The following is a 3,900-nucleotide window of genomic DNA, read 5'->3' on the forward strand; positions in this document are numbered from 1 at the left end:
TGGATACGGGCGAAACGGCGCTTGATATCGCATTGCGGTTCAACAATACCGATATCGCCGATCTCATTCGTAACGCCGGCGGCAAGTCAGGTAAGACTGTCAGTATTGAGATTCGATAGCTTCGGACGTTGCACTTGATCCGATAATCAAATTACCCATGCAATCGGTGTACGTTCGTGAAAAAACGCACATCAGGTAATTGCTTGAGGTTGTTAGCATTGAAATAGGCATTTGGGGACTGTTTTTTCCCGCCAAGCTATTCCATTCACTAAAACCTCCAAATCACGATGACTCTCCAAACATTTATTTGCCAGCAGTCTTCGCATCACCCGGAGTGGTCTGGGGTACGTTTTGCAATGCGTTCCACCGCAGCATTTGTGATCGGTATGGCTATCTCGGCAAGTAGCCTGGCGACACCGGAAAAAGCTTCGAGCTATTACGAAGATGCTCTAAAAAGATACGAAAAAAACGAAATGCCGGCGGCGGTCATTCAATTGAAGAATGCCCTGCAACAAGACTCCAAAATGCTTGCTGCCCATCTCCTGCTCGGCAAGGCGCTGCTCAAGAGCGGCCAGTTGCAAAGCGCCGAAGTGGCTTTTGAAGAGGCGCTAAAGCAAGGTGTCAATCGCGGCGAAGTAGCATTGCCGCTGGGTCAGATATTCCTGGCGCTCGGACGCCCCGAAGCTGTGATTGAGCTCATCCAGCCATCCGGCCTGCCAACGGATTTGCAGGTTGAAATCCTGACCATGCGGGGCAACGCCTACCTCGAACTGGGTAAAAGCACGCAGGCCGTTCAGAGCTTTGAAAATGCCCGGGCCATCGACCCGAAATCGCCCTCGCCATTGATCGCCGAAGTCCCGATGCTGCTGGCAGCAGGAAAAATTGACCAAGCCAGGGAAAAGGCTGAAAAAGCTGCTGAGCTGGCCCCGGGCAACGCCTACGCCTGGAATATGAAGGCCTCGGTGGCCCACGCCGCTTTTCAAATGCCGGATGCTCTGGCGGCCTACGACAAGGCCCTGTCGCTGTCACCCAAGCACGTCGATGCCCGTGTGGCCCGGGCCGCCCTGCTGATCGACCTCAAGCGCGACGCCGAGGCGAAAAAGGACCTCGATTACCTGAAGACGTTTGCCGACGATGACCCGAGAGCCGCCTATCTGCGTGCCGTGGTGGCCGGGCAGAAAGGTGATGGCCCCGAGCTGGCGGCAGCCCTGAACGAAGTGACCCGAACCATCGATGCCTTGCCGCCGGCCTGGCTGGTCCGCCGCGAACAACTGCTGATGGCCGGGGCGCTCGCCCATCATGGGCTGGGCAATCACCAGAAATCCAGCGAATACCTCAACACCATCCTTTCCCGCAACAGCAGAAACCTCGGCGCCAAGAAACTGCTTGCGTCAATCTACGTCGATACCAAGGATTACGGGCGTGCCCAGCCGATGCTCGAATCCCTGCTCCGGGCCAGCCCGGACGATCCGCAACTGATGTACATGCTCGGTTCCCTGCACCTCGCTCAGCGCCGCTATGCCCAGGCCAGCGAACTGCTTGAGAAGGCTGCTGCCCAGACCGATTCTCCCGCCATGAAACGCTCGCTGGCCTATAGCCAGCTCGGCCTGGGCCAGGGTGAAAAAGGACTGAAAAACCTCGAAAAAGCATTTGCGGCCAATCAAGCCGATACCCGGGCCGGCATGACCCTGGCCATGCTCTATATGCGCCTCGTCAAGCCGCAAAAAGCCCTGCAAACCGCCGAGGCGATGGTCAAGCGCGATCCGGCCAACCTGACGGCACTCAACTTTCTTGGCTCGTTGAAAGGCGCTACCGGCGACAAGGCGGGCGCACGGACCACCTACACGCAGGTGCTGGCTAGGGATGCCGTGTTTATTCCGGCAGCCCTCAACCTGGCTCGGCTCGATATGAGCGAAAAGCGCTTCGATGAGGCCAGGCGCCTCCTCGATGGGCTGCTGAAAAAAGACAGTAACAATTATCAGGTGTTGAGCGAGTACGGTCTGCTCGAGCAACGCGCCGGCCGTCCGACCGAAGCGATTCGCCATTTGACCAAGGCTGGCGAAATCCAGCGCGACGACCCCGGCCCCTTGCTGGCGCTGATCGATCTCCATCTGAGCCAAAAACAGGGCGAAGAAGCCCTGAAAGTTGCCAAGGCGTTGGCGGTAAATTTTCAGTCTGACCTGAAAGTACAACTGGCGCTGGCCAGAACCTACCTGGCAACCGGCGATGCCGCAAACGCCCGTTTCACCCTGACCGGCGCGACACGCCTGGCTGAATTCAACACCCGGCCACAGGTCGTCATCGCCCGCCTGCAACTGGCCGCCGCCAACCCGGATGGCGCCGCCTACAGCATCAGCAAGGCCCTGCAGGACAGTCCGGACTATCTTCCAGCATTGGCACTGCTGGTTGAGATCGAGGCGCGTCGGGGAAGTACTTCCAAGGCTGACGCGGCACTCAAGACGCTGGCAGCCAAACATCCCAACGCACTTGAAACAGCAAGAGCCACCGCCGATCTGGCCATGTTTCGCGGCCAGTACCCGGCTTCCATCTCCGGCTACCGCAAGGTGCTTTCTCGTGCTGAAACGACTAATAATGCGCTGGCGCTCGTTCAGGCGCACATGGCGGCGGGCGAGATTGGCAAGGCGGCAAGCTTTCTTGACGGCTGGGTGAAAAAGCACCCGAACGATCAATTGGCCCTGAAGGCACTGGCCGAAGCCCTGTTTCGTGCCGGCCAACTGCCGCAGGCCCGGCAGGCCTACCGGCGCTTTCTCGCAGCCAATCCCGACGATGCGACATCGCTCAACAACTATGCCAATCTGCTGAGTCAGTTGAATGACCCGGGCGCCCAGGATGCTGCCGAAAAAGCCCTCAAGCTGTCACCCAATCATCCGGCCTATGCCGACACACTGGGCTGGATACTGGTAGGGAAAGGTGAGACTGAACTTGGCCTGCGCTATCTGCGAGAAGCACGCCTGCGCAGCCCGGAAAGTGCGGAAATCCGTTTTCATCTGGCCTATGCGCTGAACAAGATGGATCGTCAAAACGAGGCCAAGGAAGAACTGCGTGCGGCATTGAGAACTCGTGGGCCGCTCCCAAATAGTGCAATGCTTTTCCAGTTGAAAAAAGATTTAGGTTTGTGAGCGATTCGGCGGTCGTGTCGATATTTTTTACATGAACATAACTTGAAATACGTATTGTTCGTGCAGCTTGTTGAATATAAATGAATTAATATTCGGGCATTATTTGTGCTTGATGGTTAACATAGATTTCTCTGGGCCTAATCATGAAAAAACATCTCAAAGTATTGTGTGGTGCCGTAGCGGTGGTCTTGGCTGGTCAAGTATCCGCATCGGCAACTTGGACTTGGAATAGTTCTTCGGGTGACAACAGCCCCAACCCCATTTCGAAGACGGTCGATGGTGCGACGACCGTCACTGCGACTCCTACCGGATGGGCAAATACTGACGGCAACAATATAGAGCAACAATCAGGCGCGACCGGTTACAACAGTTCCCAATATACGCATTTTGTAACCTATAGCGGCGGCCTTGGCATCAACAATAATGATGGCTGTGCAGGTGACGGTTGTTCTGGTGATCAAGGCGATATGCGGAATGATGCGCCTGAGCATGCTATCGATAACGATGGGCGCTATGAAATGGTAATGCTGAGTTTTAATGACGTGGTTAAATTGACTAAGGTTCAAATCGGTTGGGCGGGCAGTACCGACTCCGATATAACCGTAATGGCATACCAGCAAGGGGCGGGTGCTCCTGTATTGACTGGCAAGACCTTCACCGCCGCCAGCCTCACAGGTTGGTCTTTAATCGGGAATTATGCGGACGTTTATAGTGGTCCCCGTTTTCAAGACAGCGGTTTAAGCTGGGCGCTGTCATAAGG

Annotated in this window: 2 protein-coding genes; both read left to right on the forward strand. The window is 56.0% G+C overall.

Annotated elements, in window-relative coordinates; genetic code table 11:
* The first annotated feature begins 386 nt into the window (after positions 1 to 386).
* A complete protein-coding gene (gene prsT / locus ADADOO_RS06670; RefSeq protein ID WP_511276081.1) occupies positions 387 to 3,140 on the forward strand; it encodes an XrtA/PEP-CTERM system TPR-repeat protein PrsT in 2,754 nt (917 codons plus the stop codon).
* A gap of 143 nt (positions 3,141 to 3,283) precedes the next feature.
* Positions 3,284 to 3,898, forward strand: coding sequence for a hypothetical protein (locus tag ADADOO_RS06675; protein ID WP_511276079.1), 615 nt, complete (start codon positions 3,284 to 3,286; stop codon positions 3,896 to 3,898).
* Positions 3,899 to 3,900 lie beyond the last annotated feature (2 nt).

It is taken from the genome of Azonexus sp. (genome assembly GCF_036170495.1).
Classification (GTDB): Bacteria; Pseudomonadota; Gammaproteobacteria; order Burkholderiales; family Rhodocyclaceae; genus Azonexus.

What these genes read in the sequence shown, in the direction of transcription:
- prsT (WP_511276081.1), top strand. Translation starts at nt 387, where the DNA reads ATGGCTATCTCGGCAAGTAGCCTGGCGACACCGGAAAAAGCTTCGAGC.
- ADADOO_RS06675 (WP_511276079.1), top strand. Translation starts at nt 3,284, where the DNA reads ATGAAAAAACATCTCAAAGTATTGTGTGGTGCCGTAGCGGTGGTCTTG.